The 15,704-nt window shown below is 71.1% G+C and carries 14 protein-coding genes and 1 pseudogene; 9 read left to right on the plus strand and 6 right to left on the minus strand.

Annotated features, from left to right (window positions below; translation table 11 throughout):
* The 8 genes and pseudogenes from B5D80_RS20375 to B5D80_RS20410 all read left to right on the plus strand — a co-directional run.
* Positions 1-283: pseudogene (locus B5D80_RS20375) on the plus strand (hypothetical protein); the annotation flags it as partial.
* 283 nt (positions 284-566) lie between these two features.
* Complete coding sequence (gene rpsB, locus B5D80_RS20380; protein ID WP_088645506.1) at positions 567-1,424, plus strand: 30S ribosomal protein S2; 858 nt, start codon at positions 567-569, stop codon at positions 1,422-1,424.
* A 134-nt stretch (positions 1,425-1,558) separates the two neighbouring features.
* Complete coding sequence (gene tsf, locus B5D80_RS20385; RefSeq protein WP_088645507.1) at positions 1,559-2,386, plus strand: translation elongation factor Ts; 828 nt, start codon at positions 1,559-1,561, stop codon at positions 2,384-2,386.
* A gap of 171 nt (positions 2,387-2,557) precedes the next feature.
* On the plus strand, positions 2,558-3,325 hold the full coding sequence (pyrH, locus tag B5D80_RS20390; RefSeq protein ID WP_088645508.1) for a UMP kinase: 768 nt from the start codon (positions 2,558-2,560) through the stop codon (positions 3,323-3,325).
* 86 nt (positions 3,326-3,411) lie between these two features.
* On the plus strand, positions 3,412-3,969 hold the full coding sequence (gene frr / locus B5D80_RS20395; protein ID WP_088645509.1) for a ribosome recycling factor: 558 nt from the start codon (positions 3,412-3,414) through the stop codon (positions 3,967-3,969).
* Positions 3,970-4,436: 467 nt separating this feature from the next.
* Positions 4,437-5,714 carry a phosphatidate cytidylyltransferase gene (locus B5D80_RS20400; RefSeq protein WP_088645510.1) on the plus strand — a complete coding sequence of 426 codons (1,278 nt, stop codon included), beginning with the start codon at positions 4,437-4,439 and terminating at the stop codon, positions 5,712-5,714.
* Between the two features lie 104 nt (positions 5,715-5,818).
* Positions 5,819-6,994: a dual-specificity RNA methyltransferase RlmN gene (gene rlmN / locus B5D80_RS20405; protein WP_088645511.1), complete on the plus strand. Its 1,176-nt coding sequence runs from the start codon at positions 5,819-5,821 to the stop codon at positions 6,992-6,994.
* Entirely contained in the window at positions 6,994-8,205 is a 1,212-nt protein-coding gene (locus B5D80_RS20410) for a DivIVA domain-containing protein (protein WP_088645512.1), read from the plus strand. Before rlmN ends, B5D80_RS20410 begins: the two co-directional genes overlap by 1 nt.
* Before the next feature lie 69 nt (positions 8,206-8,274).
* Here B5D80_RS20410 and B5D80_RS20415 read toward each other — a convergent pair whose 3' ends face one another.
* Complete coding sequence (locus B5D80_RS20415; protein WP_088645513.1) at positions 8,275-8,496, minus strand: DUF2631 domain-containing protein; 222 nt, start codon at positions 8,494-8,496, stop codon at positions 8,275-8,277.
* A gap of 264 nt (positions 8,497-8,760) precedes the next feature.
* Between B5D80_RS20415 and B5D80_RS20420 the strand changes: the two genes are divergently transcribed.
* The gene (locus tag B5D80_RS20420; RefSeq protein WP_088645514.1) at positions 8,761-10,341 is read left to right on the plus strand and encodes a Rieske 2Fe-2S domain-containing protein; all 1,581 of its coding nucleotides are present in this window, start codon (positions 8,761-8,763) and stop codon (positions 10,339-10,341) included.
* A gap of 126 nt (positions 10,342-10,467) precedes the next feature.
* On the opposite strand, the gene B5D80_RS20425 is transcribed toward B5D80_RS20420, so the two are convergent.
* Genes B5D80_RS20425 through B5D80_RS20445 form a run of 5 tightly spaced genes read right to left on the minus strand, consistent with a single transcriptional unit; the run spans position 10,468 to position 15,576 of the window.
* Positions 10,468-11,457 carry a hypothetical protein gene (locus B5D80_RS20425; protein WP_144081723.1) on the minus strand — a complete coding sequence of 330 codons (990 nt, stop codon included), beginning with the start codon at positions 11,455-11,457 and terminating at the stop codon, positions 10,468-10,470.
* A gap of 9 nt (positions 11,458-11,466) precedes the next feature.
* Entirely contained in the window at positions 11,467-13,032 is a 1,566-nt protein-coding gene (locus tag B5D80_RS20430; RefSeq protein ID WP_088645516.1) for an AAA family ATPase, read from the minus strand.
* 9 nt (positions 13,033-13,041) lie between these two features.
* Complete coding sequence (locus tag B5D80_RS20435; RefSeq protein WP_088645517.1) at positions 13,042-13,602, minus strand: hypothetical protein; 561 nt, start codon at positions 13,600-13,602, stop codon at positions 13,042-13,044.
* Positions 13,599-13,802 (minus strand): hypothetical protein, encoded by a 204-nt coding sequence (locus tag B5D80_RS20440; RefSeq protein ID WP_088645518.1) that lies wholly within the window; start codon positions 13,800-13,802, stop codon positions 13,599-13,601. Before B5D80_RS20440 ends, B5D80_RS20435 begins: the two co-directional genes overlap by 4 nt.
* A gap of 1 nt (position 13,803) precedes the next feature.
* Positions 13,804-15,576: a magnesium transporter CorA family protein gene (locus B5D80_RS20445; protein ID WP_088645519.1), complete on the minus strand. Its 1,773-nt coding sequence runs from the start codon at positions 15,574-15,576 to the stop codon at positions 13,804-13,806.
* Between the last annotated feature and the right edge of the window lie 128 nt (positions 15,577-15,704).

Below are 15,704 nucleotides of genomic sequence, written 5' to 3' on the forward strand. Positions count from 1 at the left end.
GCCGGCGCTGGCGGCGCTGCTGGGCCTGGCGGTGCTGGTCTTCGAGATCCCGGCGCTGCGGGTGCTGCTGCACGGCCTGACCGGTGATCCGGTCCCGGTGTCGCACGTCGTCGTGGGCATCTTCCTGGTGGTCGGGTTGCCGATCTTCGCCGGCGGCCTGTACGGGCTGCGGGCCGGCGGGCTGGCGATGGCCGACGGCGACCGGGGCTGGCTGCGCCCGCCGACCGCCTATCTCACCGTCGGGCTGGTCCTCTTCGTCGCCGCCGCCCTCGCCGCCCGCTGACCCGCCCACCGGCCGGCTGCGCCGAGGGTGGCGCCTCCCGCATCCCGGGCCGCCCCTTCCGTCGGAGGGGAGCCCGGGGCCGGGTGGCGGGGTGGGGGCGTACACTGGCCTCTTGGCGACCGCCTTGCGCGGTCGACCTCGCGTGCCCTCCCCACGTCTCGTCGTGGGGCGACGGCCTCCCTGGTCCCGATTCCGTCGGGCCCACCATGGCCGGCGACCAGGCGCCAGGACGCCCGGCCACCGGTCGGGCGGAACAACCAGGGATCTTGAGGAGTACCCCACCATGGCCGTCGTGACCATGCGTCAGCTGCTGGAGAGCGGTGTCCACTTCGGGCACCAGACCCGGCGCTGGAACCCGAAGATGAAGCGCTTCATCATGACCGAGCGCAACGGCATCTACATCATCGACCTGCGCCAGACCCTCGACTACATCGAGAAGGCGTACGACTTCGTGCGCAACACGGTGGCCGAGGGCGGCAGCATCCTGTTCGTCGGCACCAAGAAGCAGGCTCAGGAGGCCATCTCCGAGCAGGCGACCCGGGTCGGTCAGCCGTACGTCAACCACCGCTGGCTCGGTGGCATGCTGACCAACTTCCAGACGGTGTACAAGCGGCTCCAGCGGATGAAGGAGCTGGAGGCGCTGGGTGACCTGACCGGCACCGCCGCCGGGTACACCAAGAAGGAGACCCTGCAGCTGTTCCGCGAGAAGACCAAGCTCACCAAGACCCTCGGTGGCCTGCGGGACATGCAGAAGCTCCCGGCCGCGGTCTGGATCGTCGACACCAAGAAGGAGCACATCGCCGTCGACGAGGCCCGCAAGCTGGGCATCCCGGTGATCGCGGTGCTGGACACCAACTGCGACCCGGACGAGGTCGACTTCCCGATCCCGGGCAACGACGACGCGATCCGCTCCGCCGAGCTGCTGACCAAGGTCGTGGCCGCCGCCGTCGCCGACGGTCTGATCGCCCGGTCCGGCCGGCGTCGCGGTGGCGACGACAAGCCGGAGGCGGGTCAGGTCGGCAGCGACGAGCCGCTGGCCGAGTGGGAGCGCGAGCTGCTGGAGCCGAAGAAGGCCGACGAGCAGCCGGCGGCCGACGCGCAGCAGCCGGCCGAGCAGCCGGCCACCGCCGCCGCCGAGTGACCGCACCGTCGCGTCCCGCCGCCCGGACGACCGGGCGGCGGGGTGCGACGGTTTCTGCCGGGCACGTCCGGCTCCGTTCCGGGTAACCGGCACCCCAGACCACCCACCGCAGTCTCAACACCGAAGAGAGAGTCATGTCCAACTTCACCGCCGCGGACGTCAAGAAGCTCCGCGACCTCACCGGCGCCGGCATGATGGACTGCAAGAAGGCGCTCACCGAGGCGGAGGGCGACTTCGACAAGGCCGTCGAGATCCTGCGCGTCAAGGGCGCGAAGGACGTCGGCAAGCGGGCCGGCCGGACCGCCGCCAACGGCCTCGTCGCGCACTCGGGCAAGGCGCTGCTGGAGCTCAACTGCGAGACCGACTTCGTGGCCAAGACCGACGCCTTCGTCGCCCTGGCCCAGCAGTTGGTCGAGCACGGTGAGCGCAGCGGCGTCGGCACCGCCGAGGAACTGCTCGCCACCGAGCTGGACGGCAAGACCGTCGCCGACCTGGTCCAGGAGCAGTCCGCCAAGATCGGCGAGAAGCTGGTGCTGAACCGCTTCGCCAAGCTCGACGGCACCGTCGCGGTCTACCTGCACCGCAAGAGCCAGGACCTGCCGCCGGCCGTCGGCGTGCTGGTGGAGTACACCGGCAAGACCGACGAGGCCGCCGACGCCGACGCCCGGGGCACCGCGATGCAGATCGCCGCGATGCGCCCGAAGTACGTCACCCGGGACGAGGTGCCGGCCGACGTCGTCGAGTCCGAGCGGCGCATCGCCGAGCAGACCGCCCGCGAGGAGAACAAGCCCGAGGCGGCCCTGCCGAAGATCGTCGAGGGCCGGGTGAACGCCTTCTTCAAGGACTACGTCCTGATCGAGCAGGCGTCGGTCGCCGACAACAAGAAGACCGTCAAGCAGGTGCTGGCCGAGGCCGGCATCGAGGTGACCCGCTTCGTCCGGTTCGAGGTCGGCCAGGCCTGAGCCGCCCACGGACCGGGCGCGGACACCGCGCCCGGACGGGCACGCAACGTCGACGAGGAGGCCGCCGGTGTACGTGACAGGCACCGCGGCCTCCTCGTCACATAGGGTCGGCAACGGGCAGGTACGCGGTGACGCGGCGCGGTCGACGTGCGCGCGGGAAGGGCGGGGCGGATGACACAGGTTGTGAACGACCGGAGCCTGGAGGCGGACGACCCGACGGCGCCGCCGCCCGGCCGCGCCCGCCGAGTGGTGCTGAAGCTCTCCGGCGAGGTGTTCGGCGGTGGGGCGATCGGTGTCGACCCGGACGTCGTGCAGGCCATCGCCCGACAGATCGCCACCGTCGTACGGCGTGGTGTGCAGGTCTCCGTGGTGGTCGGCGGCGGCAACTTCTTCCGGGGCGCGGAGTTGCAGAAGCGCGGCATGGACCGGGCCCGCGCCGACTACATGGGCATGCTGGGCACCGTGATGAACTGCCTGGCGTTGCAGGACTTCCTGGAGAAGGAGGGCATCGAGACGCGCGTGCAGAGCGCGATCACGATGGCCCAGGTCGCCGAGCCGTACATTCCGCTGCGGGCGATCCGGCACCTGGAGAAGGGGCGGGTGGTCATCTTCGGCGCGGGCGCCGGGATGCCGTACTTCTCCACCGACACGGTGGCCGCCCAGCGGGCCCTGGAGATCCGCGCCGACGTGGTGCTGATGAGCAAGAACGGCGTGGACGGCGTCTACAGCGCCGACCCGCGGATCGACCCGGACGCCAGCAAGTTCGACTCGATCACCTTCTCCGAGGTGCTGCGCCGCAACCTGCGGGTGGCCGACGCGGCGGCGTTCAGCCTCTGCATGGAGAACGGGCTGCCGATGCTGGTCTTCGGCGCCCAGGGCGAGGACACGATCATCCGGGCCGTCGGCGGCGACAAGATCGGTACGCTGATCACCGCCTGACCGATCCCGCCGGCCACCGCAGCGGTCCTCCGCACCAGAGCAGCAGATCAGCCCACGACGAGCAACAGAAGGAGGCGAGGAGACCGGTGATCGACGACACCCTCCTCGAGGCCGAGGAGAAGATGGAGCGTGCGGTCGAGCACGCCAAGGAGGAGTTCGGCGCCATCCGTACCGGTCGCGCCAACGCCGCCATGTTCTCCAAGGTCGTCATCGACTACTACGGCACGCCCACCCCGCTGCCCCAGATGGCGTCCATCGGGGTGCCCGAGCCGCGCATGGTCATCATCAAGCCGTACGACAACTCGCAGATCAACGCCATGGAGAAGGCGATCCGCGACTCGGACCTCGGGGTGAACCCGAACAACGAGGGCAACCAGCTGCGCATCCTGCTCCCGCAGATGACCGAGGAACGCCGCCGCGAGATGATCAAGGTGGCCCGGCACAAGGGCGAGGAAGCCAAGGTGGCGGTCCGCAACATCCGCCGCAAGGGCAAGGAGGAGCTGGACCGCCTGGTCAAGGACGGCGAGGTCGGCGAGGACGACGGCCGCCGCGCCGAGAAGGAACTCGACGACCTGACCCAGCGGTACGTCGCCACCGTCGACGAGCTGGTCAAGCACAAGGAGTCGGAGCTGCTCGAAGTCTGAGCTCCGGGCCGCCACGGCACCGGCGCGGCACCGCCTGACGGCGGCGTCGCTCCGGTGCCGTCGTCGTTGGGGTTGCCGTCGTCGTTGGGGTCGCGGTCCTTGTTGAGGTGCCGCGGTGTGGGGGTGGCCGCGTCGGCGAGGTGCCGGTGGCGGGGACCGGCACCACGATCGCCCGGGGCACCGGCCGGCGGGGGTGCCACGGGGAACCCGCCGCATCCGGGCGGTGACGGGCCGGCGGGACGGGGCCGCCGGGCGGACGACCCGGACGCCACCGCTGGCCGGCCGGGCCCGGCGTCCACCGTGCCCGGCCGGCCCGTGCAGTAGGCTCGGCACGATTCCCGGCCACCGGGCGGTGAACGGCGGGGATCGATCGGCCGTCGGGCCGGTCAACCGAAGTAGTCACGCGGGTAGGGGATGGTTGTGGTCTTGCGTCATGTGGTGGCACTCGTACCGTCGTCCGGTACGTGATGTCCCCCCTCGACCCCTACAGCGGCACCGAGCCCCGTGGCTGGGAGCGGTCCGACCGTCCCCCGGCGCTGCCCTGGCCGGACCGGGAGGTGGAACCGTGGTCCCCCCGGCAGTCGGGTGCCGACCTGTCCGCGGTGCCGCAGGCCCCGCCCCGGCCGCCCGTCCGCCGGCACGACGAGTCGCCTGACGGCCCGTACGACCCGCCGGTGGCCGGCCGGCCGTTCGCCGACGACGACGCCCCGACCTCGCAACTGCCCCCGGTCCGCGACGACGACGCCCCGACCGCCCAGCTCACGCCGGTCCGCGCCGACACCGTCCCCACCCCGCCGTTCTCCCCGGCCGGCGACGACGCCGACCTGCCGGAGGCCGACGCCGACCTGCCGGAGCCACCGCCCGGCCGGCGGCCCCCGGGGCGGCGACGGGCCAGCGCCGAGCGGCCCGCCACCGGGCAACCGTCGACCGGCCGGGCCGGGCGCAACCTGCCGGCCGCGATCGGGGTCGGGCTGGGGCTCGGTGCGCTGGTCCTGGTTCCGCTCTTCTTCTTCCTCCCCGGGTTCCTGGCCGTGCTGGCCGGCGCGATCGGGGTCGGCATCTGGGAGATGGCCCGCGCGGTCCGGCGCAGCGGCGCCCATCCGCCGCTGGTGCCGCTGCTCGCCGGTGGTGTGCTCACCATCGGGCTGGCCTGGTTCGCCGGCCCGGACGCGCTGAGCCTGGGCCTGCTGGTCACGGTGCTGGGCACGATGATCTGGCGGTTGGGTGACGGCCCGGCCGGTTTCCAACGGGACATCACCGCGGCCACCCTGATCGCGGTCTACGTGCCGTTCCTGGGCGGCTTCGCGGCGATGCTCGCGGCGGCTCCCGGCGACGGCCCGCTGCGGGTGCTGGTCACCGTGGCCGGCGTGGTGCTCTCCGACACCGGCGGGTACGCCGCCGGGGCGAACTTCGGCAAGCACCCGATGGCACCCCGGATCAGCCCGAAGAAGTCCTGGGAGGGGTTCGCCGGTTCGGTCGTCGCCGCGGCCGTCGGCAGCGCCCTGCTGATCTGGCTGCTCTTCGACGTGGCCCCCTGGTGGGGTGCGCTGTTCGGGGTGGCGGTCTCGGTGGCGGCGGTGCTGGGTGACCTCGCCGAGTCGATGATCAAACGGGATCTGGGCGTGAAGGACATGAGCAGCCTGTTGCCGGGGCACGGGGGGCTGATGGACCGGCTGGACTCGATCCTGTTCGCCGTACCCACCGCCTATCTGCTGCTGGCGGTCCTCGTGCCGGTGGTGGGCTGAGGGATGAATCACGCCGTGCCACCCGGGCGGTCCCGGCGGTGGGGGCCGATTCGGCACCTCCGGACGGGCGGCTGCGGCACACGGCGTGACAGACTGGACCAGTCATGACGAGCCTGCCTGTGATCCCCGTTGACCCCGACGCCCCCGGCCGCCGCCCGGCGATGCCTCCCCGGCACCTGGCCGATCTCGATCTGCCGGGCCGGAAGGCGCTCGTCACCGAGCTGGGTGAGCCGGCCTTCCGGGCCCGGCAGATCTCCCACCACTACTTCGGTCGACTGGTCCGCGACCCGGCCGAGATGACCGACCTGCCGGCGGCCAGCCGGGACCGGCTGGCCGGGGCGCTGCTGCCCCGGCTGCTCACCCCGGTCCGCGAGCTGGCCTGCGACGACGGCGCCACCCGCAAGGCGCTGTGGCGGCTGCACGACGGTTCGCTGGTGGAGAGCGTGCTGATGGGCTACCCGGACCGGGTCACCGTCTGCATCTCCAGCCAGGCGGGGTGCGGCATGGCCTGCCCGTTCTGCGCCACCGGCCAGGCCGGGCTGACCCGTAACCTCTCCGCCGCCGAGATCGTCGACCAGGCGGTCTACCTGGCCGGGGTCGCCGCCTCGGGCGCGGTGGCCGGGTCGCCGCCCCGGCTGTCCCACGTCGTGTTCATGGGCATGGGTGAGCCGTTGGCCAACTACTCCCGGGTCGTCACGGCGATCCGGCGGCTGGTCGCGCCGGCCCCGGAGGGGCTGGGTCTGTCGCAGCGTCACATCACCGTCTCCACTGTCGGTCTGGTGCCGGCCATCCGCCGACTGGCCAGCGAAGACCTCTCGGTGACCCTTGCGTTGTCGCTGCACGCGCCCGATGATGAGCTGCGCGACGAACTCGTGCCGGTCAACCAGCGCTGGAAGGTAGCCGAGGTGCTGGACGCAGCGTGGGACTACGCGGCGACGACGGGGCGCCGGGTGTCGATCGAGTACGCGATGATCAAAGACGTGAACGATCAACCGTGGCGGGCCGACCTGCTGGGACGCCTGTTGGCCGGACGGTCGGCGCACGTCAACCTCATCCCGCTCAATCCGACGCCGGGCAGCCGGTGGGACGCCAGTGCCAAGCCGGTGGAGCGGGAGTTCGTCCGACGGTTGCGTGAGTCCGGCGTCTCCACCACGGTGCGTGACACCCGGGGGCGCGAGATCGACGGTGCGTGCGGGCAGTTGGCTGCCGCGGGGGACAGTGACAGCGAAGCGCCGCGTGGGGCGCGACCGGGCGTAGCGGTACGAGACCAGGAGACATAGTGGCGAGTCAGGGTCAGCGTTTCCGGCGTAAGGCGCTCCGCCGGGGCTACAAGGTCGACGAGGTCGACGCCTTCCTGGATCGGGTGGAGGCGACCCTCGCCGGTCAGCCGGTCGGTGCTCCGGTGGCTTCCCAGGAGGTCCACGACGTCGTCTTCCGGGTCCGCTTCAACGGTTACGACGAGTGGCAGGTCGACCTGCACCTGGACCGGGTGGAGCGGCAGCTGGCCGAGCTGGAGGAGCGGTCCGCCCCGACCGGTCGCGGTGCCGACCCGCGCGGCGCGGACCGGCTCGCCCCGCCCATGCGTGACGACCACCGGGGTCTCCCGCAGGCCCCGCCGCCGATGCCGCCGCGCGCCATGCCGGCGCAGCCCGGCCCACCCGACCGGTACGGCAGCCGCTACGACGAGCCGACCGGTGCCTTCGCCGGTGGCTACGACGCCCCGCGTGGCGGGTACGACGCTCCGCGCGGCCAGTTGGGGCCGGGCCCCGGCGGGCCGATGGGTCCCGGCCCGGGTGCGCCGATGGGGCACGGTGGCCCGCCGCCGCGTGGCCTGCCGGCCGGTCCGGGCAGTGGCTACGGCCCCCCTGACGATCAGCGGTTCGACGGGTTCGAGGCCGGTCGGCACGGCCGTGCCGACATGACCGCCGAGATCCGGATGCCGGAGCGGGACCGGATGTCCGAGCGGGACCGGATGCCGGAGCGGGACCGCATGTTGGACCGCGACCGGATGCCCGAGCACGACCGCATGCTGGACCGGATGCCGGAGCGGGACCGGATGCCCGACCGCGACCGGATGCCCGAGCGTGACCCCCGGGACATGCGTGGCCGGGGCCCGGCCGGCCCGCCGCCGATGCCGCCGCCGTCGCTGGGTGGCCCGCCGATGGGTGGCCCGCCCGCGCCGATGGGCCCGCCGGTCGGTGGTCCGCCGATGGTGGGTCCGCCGATGGCCGGCCCGCCGGGCAGCGAGCTGTACCGGGTCGACCAGATCCGGCGCAGCTTCCAGGTGCGCCGGTTCGGCAGCGGGTACGACCCGGACCAGGTGGACCGGTTCTTCGAGAGCCTGCTCGGCGGGATGCAGGGCCGCAACCAGATGCCGGTGAACCCGAAGGACCTGGACACGTTGCGCTTTCCGCTGGTGCCTGGCGGCTACTTCGAGGCCGAGGTCGACGCCGCGCTCAAGGACGTGCAGGACATCCTGTTCGGCCGGTGATCCACCACACGTGACGAGGGCCCACCCCCGGTCGGGGGTGGGCCCTCGTGGCGTTGCGGGGGCGGTGCGTCAGGAGCGCAGCCCGCTGCGACGCAGCACGGCGTCGCCGACGACGATCGCCAGCAACAGCACGGCCAGGCCGACCAGCCAGATGTCCTCGACCTTGCCCTCGTGGTTGCCGCACAGCATCGCCAGCAGCGCCAACGCGGAGAGCACCGCGCCGATCCGCCCGGCCTTGCGGTGCCCGGGCCTGTGCTGATCTGGCGCGGTTACCGGCTCGCTTCCTGCCACTGTCGGTCCTTCCCTCGCGATCGGATCTCCGGTTAGTCTGGCACGCCCCGCCCCGGGCCCGGTGCGGGGTCCGCCCTGCTGGGGGCGCGGTGCGACGCAGGACCACGCCACCGGGTGGGGTTGACCGGCCGGGGCGGCACCCGGGCCGAAGGTCCCCTTCCCGGTGGGGCGGGTCGGCTCTACCGGCGTCGCGGACCGTCGACCACACTGCCTCCGGTAGCGTTCCTGACGTACACCTTGATTGTCTGTTTGAGGGGGACTGCGGTGCGAGTGACCGGTACGGGACACGCCAGCATGCGGATCGACACGGCTGCGGGCAGCATCCTGTGCGACCCGTGGGTCAATCCGGCCTACTTCGCCTCGTGGTTCCCGTTCCCCGACAACTCCCTGCTCGACTGGGAGACCCTGGGCCGGGTCGACTACCTGTACGTGTCGCACCTGCACCGGGACCACTTCGACGCCAAGCACCTGCGGGACTTCGTCTCGAAGGACGCCACCGTCCTGCTGCCCGAGTTCCCCACCTCGGAAATGGAGGACGAGCTGCGGGCGCTGGGCTTCACGAAGTTCCTGCGGGCCCCCAACGAGCAGGTGGTGGAGCTGGACGGCGGCCTGAAGATCATGATCCAGGCGTTGACCAGCCCGACCGACGGCCCGATCGGCGACTCGTCGCTCTGGGTGGAGTACGACGGGGTCCGGCTGCTCAACCAGAACGACGCCCGCCCCACCGACCTGACCGTCTTCGCCGAGCTGGGCCACGTGCACGCGCACCTGCTCCAGTTCTCCGGCGCGATCTGGTACCCGATGGTCTACGAGCTGCCGCAGGCGGCCAAGACCGCGTTCGGCAAGCAGAAGCGGGAGCGGCAGTTCGACCGCACCTGGCGCTACATCGACGACCTGAAGGCCGACCACGTCTTCCCGATCGCCGGCCCGCCGTGCTTCCTCGACGACGCGCTGTGGCAGTTCAACGACATCCACGGCGACGAGGGCAACATCTTCCCGGACCAGTCGGTGTTCCTGTCGGAGTACGCGAAGGTCGGCGGCACCAACGGCATCGTGCTGCTGCCGGGCAGCGTCGCCGAGGTGACCACCTCCGGCGCGACCACCACCCACCCGCAGCCGGTCGAGGAGTTCTTCGCGAACAAGACCGCGCACCTGGAGGAGATGCGGGAGCGTAAGCGCGGCGTCATCGAGGCCGAGAAGGCGTCCTGGCGGCACCCCGAGATCGACGTGTTGGCCGGGATGAAGCGCCGGATCGAGCCGCTGCTCGACGAGTCGATCTACCTGGCCAAGGGCGTCGGCGGCCCGGTCCGCTTCGACCTGGTCGGCTACGACGGCGACAGCGTCGAGTCGATCGTGGTGGACTTCCCCGGCAAGGAGGTCCGGCCGTACGCGGACGAGAAGGTCCGGTACCGGTTCCGCACCGAGCGGGCGCTGATCGAGCACCTGCTCTACATCGACGAGGTCGACTGGGTCAACTCGCTCTTCCTGTCCTGCCGTTTCTCGGCGGCCCGGATCGGCCAGTACAACGAGTTCGTGTACGCCTTCTTCAAGTGCCTGTCCACCGAGCGCCTCCAGTACGCCGAGGGCTGGTACGACGAGCACGAGCGGGCCGTCGACGCCGAGGACGTCACCCTGGGCGACTGGGTGGTGCAGCGCCGTTGCCCGCACCTGAAGGCGGACCTGACCCGGTTCGGCATCGTCGATGGCGACCAGCTCACCTGCCAGCTGCACGGCTGGAAGTTCGACCTGCCGTCCGGCCGCTGCCTCACCAGCGTCGGCCACAAGATCCGCGCCGCCCGGGTGGACGCGGAGGCCCCGGCCCCGGCCGGTGAGCCGGTCAACTGACCGGCTCACCGGGCCGCGGCCCGTACCACCGACCGGTGGGGTAGCGGCTTTGCCCTTCCGAGGTGGGACGGCACCCGCCAGCCTTCCCCGACGTCGGATCGGCAGAGGCAGCGGTGGCTGGAGTGATCACGTGCCCGGTGGACGTAACCGGCGGGGTACGCAGAGATTCTGCCGGGCCTCCTCGGTCAGCTGGGCGAAATGTCCACCGCACCAACTGGCGACCGACTCCTTCGACCCTTCGGGTAGCACGGCGAAGGTGAGCCACAGCGGCTGGTTGCCGTGCCGCTGCTGCTGGCCGTAGTCGGTGCTCAACAGGAGGACCACGGGTACCTCGGTGCCGAACTCCACCCGTAGCCGCAGATGCTCGGCGAGGATGTCACTGGCGTAGAAGGTGTGCGAACCGTTTGCTGCCTGCTGGCGCGGATCGACGATGCCCTCGGACTTCGAGGCGAGTTGGGCGACGTACCGGCCGTCGAGGTTGACCGTGGGCAGGTCCTGGTCGTGCAGTCGATGCAACTCGGCCAGGGCCGCGGCCTCGGGATCTGGTGGGGTGGTGGCACCGCCGTCGGGCGGTCCGGTCGGCTCGTCCGGGGTACCGGTCGAGTCGGCCGGAGTGAGGTATGGGTTCGGGGTGGACACCGATTCGCCGTAGCCGGAGGTGCCGGGGTCGTCGGAGTTCCACAGGTGCACGCCGTACGCCGTGCCGACGACGACCAGCAGGACGGCTAGGACCACGCCGGCCGGCTTCCGCAGCATGGGGGTGCTCGGCAGAGTCGTCCCGGATCGTTCCGGCCGGCGCGGGAACGCCTCCGGTGCGGTGACCTTGTCGGTCGGCACCACGGGAAGTCCACCGAATGGTGCCAGTGCTGGGTGCTGCCGCTCGTCGCCTTCCGTCAACGAGTCTGCCTGCTGGGTATCCGGGCGGGACGTGGGGGACTCGGCCAGTGGCGTACCGGGTAGCCGCCGGTTCGGGGCGTCCCGGGGCGGTCGGACCCCGATGGTCCGGGCGGCGGGGGCACCGTCGCCGGGGCCGGCCGGGATCTGGTCCGCGAGGTCGCCGACCAGATCCCGGAGGTCCCAGATCGCGCCTTTCCCCTGGTTCTCCTCTTTCGTCATCTCAGCCTCTCAGGCGTCGCCGGGTACCAGAACCCGACGGCGGCTCCCACCGTCGGGCGTGGGGGTCGCCACCGCGGCACCCGCAGGCACAGCCCGTTCCCGACCCCAGTCACGGATTTCCGCGATCTGTTCGGGGTGGGTGCGGCTCAACGGGATGATGTTGACGAAGGTGTCGATCACGAAACTGGCAGTCAGGGCGCTTTGACCGTCGTGCAGCATGACCTCGATTCCCACCTCGTTCATCGCCGACTCGATGTCCGAGCCGGCGAAGCCGTCGGAGAGGTCGACCAGCCGGGCGAGCAGACCACCGTCTGCCTCGGTGCCCAGATAGCGCCGGTGGTAGAGCCGTATGATCTCGGCGCGGTCGGTCGCGTCGGGCAGGTCGACGAAGAAGAGTTCGTCGAATCGGCCCTTGCGGAGCAGTTCCGGTGGCAACGATCGGACGTCGTTGCAGGTCGCCACGACGAAGACCCGTGACTTGGACTCCTGCAACCAGTACAGGAACTGTCCGACCAGTCGACGGCTCACCCCGGTGGAGTCGTGCTGTCCGGCCAGCCCCTTCTCGATCTCGTCGATCCACAGGACGCACGGCGCCATGCGTTCGGCCATCTCCAACGCCTCCCGCAGCCGGGCCTCGGACTGTCCGACGTACATGCCGAGAATGGTGGCGAAGTCGAGCCGGTACAGGGGCATCTGCCACTGGGCCGCGACGGCCTTGGCAGAGAGCGACTTTCCGCATCCGGGCACACCGACCAGCAGCACCCCACGGGGCGGGCGCAGCCGGGTGCCGCTCAGGTCGGCGAGCATGACCTGGTGTCGACGTTGCAGCCAGGCGCGCAGGGTCGTCAGCCCGCCCAACTGGTTGTCGGCCGGGGCGACGTGCACCCGTTCCAGGCCAGCGAGATCACCGAAGTGCTTGTCCTTGAACTCGGCCAGCCGGGCCACGTCGTCCCGGTGGAGACGTCCACTCGCGGCCATGGTGGCCAGGACGTTGATGGCAGTGCCTTCCGGTACCCCGACGAGGAACTCCGCGGCGCGCCGGGCATCGGCCTCGGTCCACTCGATGTCCACCGCACCCTGCTGCTCGGCCAGGAAGTCGGCGACGATGTCGTACATCTCGGCGGCGTCGGGCAGGTCGAGGGTGATGCTCATCCCCAGGCGTTGCAGACCACTCCAGAGCGGCGTGTCGGTGATCAGGACGATGCTGCCGGACCGGGCGTCGGCGAGCCGGGCGAGTTCGGCCAGATGACGGGCCGCAGGTGAGTCGGTGGTCAGGTCCTCCGGCTCGACGAACACGATCGTCGCCTGGGCCCGGCGGGACAGTTGCCCCGCCGCGAAGTCCATCGCTGCCACCAACGACCGGTCATCCTGCACCTGCGTGTTGGTGCGTAGGTCCCGCAGGCCGGCGGCACGGGTGTGGAGCCAGAACGGCAGGCCCGCGCGACGCGCGCTGCCGGCCACCTCACGTAGCAGCCGCACGGCGCGTAGCGGCTCGACGGTACGCACACCGACGAGCGGCACCCGAGCGGCGACAAAGCTGTCGAGGTCGCGGTGGGCCTCCAGGTATCGGGACATCCGTGCTCCTCAGCCGGCGGTGGTGGACGGGCCGGTGATGATCCGGCGGGACGGTCGGACGGGTTCCGTCGCCCACTCGTCGAGGGGCCCCGGAAACTGGGCGACGGACGCCGTGAGCGAGTTCTCCCGCAACGTCCGCAACCTGTTCTCCACCAGCCGGCCGTCGCCACCAGCACGGCGGAGCGTCTCGACACCCTCCTCGAGCGTCTGCTGCACGAGTACGACCTGTTCGTCGACCAGACCGCGCAGGTGCCGGGCCAGCGGCTCCGGCAGCCCAGGATGTCCCGCGACGGCCCGGATCGGCACCAAGCCGCGACGGCCCTGGGCAAGGGCACGTCCCCGGTCGAACTCGTCACCGGCGGCGGTCAACGCCTTGAGCAGGCCGTCCACCCATGCCTGGAGACGCTCGGTCAGCGCGCTGTTGAGCAGCTGCACAAACCGGAACCAGCCGTCGGCGGGCAGTGACTCCGGGGCCAGCGGAGGCAATCCGTGCGGATCGGCCGGCTCCGCGTTGCGCCAGCGCCGCAGAAAGGTCAGCCAGGCGTGCAGGTCGTCGCCCCCGTTGCTCATACGTCGTCCCGTGCGGGTCGACGGACCTTGGACTCCCCCGGTGGCAGCGGATCCCAGTCGGGTAGCTCCTCGACGATCTGCCGGCGGCGCTCGGTGCGGGTCAGCCATGCCGGGGGTGTGGTCCGGGCCCACGGCACGTTCGTCTGTGGGGTGGCCACCTGCGGTACGGCCATCTCGCCGGCATGGTCGGAACCGGTCATGTCACTCTCCTTCCGTGATGCGGGCCACCACTCGACGATCGTGCGACGACTCGGGCCCGCCCGCCGTCGCCAGGTCAGCGATCAGGACGGTGACCTCACCAGCCTTGCCGTCAGCGGCCTTGAACCGCTCGTACCAAGTTTCGAGTTCCATGCCGGTGGCCCGGAGGTCGCGCAGGGACTCGTCCCGGGCGTCGTCGATCAGCGTCCTGACCCGTGCCTGCTCAGCGGCTGCCCGGTCGGCCCGGCCCTTCAGGACCACCGCCCAGGCGATGCCGGCCGCGGCGGTGACGAGCAGCCCCGCCCCCGGACCCCCCAGCCCCCAGGTGATCACCAGCAACAGGAGCAGGAACACCGATGGTCCGATCAGGTTCCTGCCCCAGGTGAAGGTGAGGCTGTCGACGAAGGAACGGGAGGCCCGGTCCCAGTGGGTGGTCAGCAAGTGCTCCATCGCTCCCAGCGGCTCGTCGAAAGACCCCTGCCACCGGGGCGGTCGGAAGGCGGGGATCCCGCAGCTTGCTGCGGGATCGACAACCATCTGCACCGTCTGGGGCGCGGCGAGCCGGTAGTCGCGGGTGAACGACTCATGGGCCTGGGCCAACCAGTCGTGGCAGTTCGCCAGGGCGAGCCGCTGGGTCTGCGGAGAGACGGCCAGGGTCTCGGGGGTGAGCGCGCAGTCGGTCTGCAGGCTGAGGTAGTCACGGGTGTCGTCGAGGGCGTCGGCCTCGGTCCGGACCAACTGTTCGGCTGCCGCCAGGTCACCGTCGGAGCGGACGACTGCCTCGTACGCGAGGAGCTCCCGACGCAGAGGCAACTCCTCGCGGTCGCTCTCGCTGACGAGTTGTTCGAGCAGGTCGTCAACGGCGTCTTCGATGTCGCTGCTCACCGTGGCCTCGGCGGCCAGCAGGGGCGCGTATCGGTCGATGATCGACTGGTGGGCGTCCGCGTGGGACAGCATCAGGCGTAGCTGAGGCCACTGCGGCGTGGCCGTGGCCAGTCGGGGAAAATCTGTTTCGAGCCCGTCAGCGCGGATGTGGGTGTTCAGCTCCTCGCGCCAGCGTCGGACCTGCGCGGCCACCGCCTCGTCGTCGAGCAGGAGACGACGCCACCGGTCGAGCCGTTCCTGAACGAGGGCCACTCCGGCGGGGCCGAAGGCACCCTGGGCAATCGCCTCCAGGATGACGGGGAACTCGCGACCGAGCGCTGCGGGGTCCTGGGCGTCGAGGTAATGCCGCAACCACCGTACGGCGGCCGACCGTCGGCCCTGCCGCCGGAGCACCAGGGTCATGAACAGCGATGTCCGTTCGGGCGAGTGGCTGTAGGCGTCCTCCAGCGCACGTACGCACCGCTCCTGGTCATCGCCGACCCAGGCGGCCAGTGCCACCAGGACGGGTGCCAGCCAGTAGCGGGAGTTCTGCACCATCAGCTCCTCGCTGACGGTCTGGACGGTCTCCTCCCGGACCAGCCCTCGGTCGAACGCACGGAGGATGCCGACGGCGGTCCGGCGTACCACCTTGTGATGGCCGAACCGTTGCTCGATGTCGGCCTTGACCTGGCCGACCTTTGCCTCGGCGCTGTGCAGGTGCTTGGTTCGCTCGGCCTGTTGCTCCAGGCGGAGCAGGCCGTTGCGCAGCGCGAGCAGTTGGTCCTGGGTGTCCCGCTGGCGCACGCCGATGTCGGCGACCTGCGTACCGACCTCACCCACGGCGACCCGCAGGCCGTTGATGTCCCGTCGGTACTCGCGGAGGACGCTCTCTATCGCTCTCAGTTCTGACATGGCTCCCCGGCTCCTACCCGTACCGAATTTGAGTCGACGACTCTCAGGCTCTGCTAATCGTTGACGGCGATGAGATCGAGTCGGTCCCGTCCGCGATACTCATATTCGCCTGTGACGACGCCGCCATA

It is taken from the genome of Micromonospora wenchangensis, from assembly GCF_002210435.1.
Taxonomy (GTDB): Bacteria; Actinomycetota; Actinomycetes; order Mycobacteriales; family Micromonosporaceae; genus Micromonospora; species Micromonospora wenchangensis.

Coding starts and splice junctions, on each gene's coding strand:
- rpsB (WP_088645506.1), top strand. CDS start 567: ATGGCCGTCGTGACCATGCGTCAGCTGCTGGAGAGCGGTGTCCACTTC.
- tsf (WP_088645507.1), top strand. CDS start 1,559: ATGTCCAACTTCACCGCCGCGGACGTCAAGAAGCTCCGCGACCTCACC.
- pyrH (WP_088645508.1), top strand. CDS start 2,558: ATGACACAGGTTGTGAACGACCGGAGCCTGGAGGCGGACGACCCGACG.
- B5D80_RS20400 (WP_088645510.1), top strand. CDS start 4,437: ATGTCCCCCCTCGACCCCTACAGCGGCACCGAGCCCCGTGGCTGGGAG.
- rlmN (WP_088645511.1), top strand. CDS start 5,819: ATGACGAGCCTGCCTGTGATCCCCGTTGACCCCGACGCCCCCGGCCGC.
- B5D80_RS20425 (WP_144081723.1), bottom strand. CDS start 11,457: ATGACGAAAGAGGAGAACCAGGGGAAAGGCGCGATCTGGGACCTCCGG.
- B5D80_RS20430 (WP_088645516.1), bottom strand. CDS start 13,032: ATGTCCCGATACCTGGAGGCCCACCGCGACCTCGACAGCTTTGTCGCC.
- B5D80_RS20435 (WP_088645517.1), bottom strand. CDS start 13,602: ATGAGCAACGGGGGCGACGACCTGCACGCCTGGCTGACCTTTCTGCGG.
- B5D80_RS20440 (WP_088645518.1), bottom strand. CDS start 13,802: ATGACCGGTTCCGACCATGCCGGCGAGATGGCCGTACCGCAGGTGGCC.
- B5D80_RS20445 (WP_088645519.1), bottom strand. CDS start 15,576: ATGTCAGAACTGAGAGCGATAGAGAGCGTCCTCCGCGAGTACCGACGG.